The organism is Streptococcus sp. KCJ4932 (genome assembly GCF_004352745.1).
Lineage (GTDB): Bacteria > Bacillota > Bacilli > Lactobacillales > Streptococcaceae > Streptococcus > Streptococcus ruminicola.
This window is the reverse complement of the sequence record NZ_SJWW01000039.1, coordinates 1-472: the sequence shown is the minus strand read 5'-3', so window position 1 is coordinate 472 and position 472 is coordinate 1. Positions and strand designations below refer to the sequence as shown.

Annotated in this window: 1 protein-coding gene; it reads left to right on the top strand. The window is 25.8% G+C overall.

All coding sequences use genetic code 11. The features are described from left to right. The coding region (locus E0E02_RS09495) for a hypothetical protein (protein ID WP_165937153.1) at nucleotides 1-444 on the top strand (444 nt) is incomplete at its 5' end. Between the last annotated feature and the right edge of the window lie 28 nt (nucleotides 445-472).

Below are 472 nucleotides of genomic sequence, written 5' to 3'. Positions count from 1 at the left end.
AACAAAAATAGTGGAAATAATGGAACTACAATTGGTATTAAAAAATTTAGGCTTATTGTGTTTATTGTGGTTGTTGTGTTAGTTTATCTTAAAGAGCACAATCTTTTTAATTTTGCTGATATGGCTAAGTTTTTCTCAATTACAGTAGGAATTGGTGTAAATGCTCTTTTTGATGGAGTTGCTAAATATGAAGAAAATGACAATTTAAATAAAAAATATTTGGAATTAAAAATATTTTTTAATACGTTGTATGTTGCGGTATGCTCAAGTTTACTTTTTAAAAAACCTTTTCTAGTTCTTCCTGTTGGTTTGCTGATTATCTTTGTTTATAATTCAATTAAGCATTGGAGTGAGATTAAGCAGTGTAGTGTGACTTCAATTCTGACTTTTTTTACTTTCATCTCTATAATATTTAGTTTTATAATCATTTTTTTATTTATATAAACTCCAACGTAGATATACAGTATGAAAA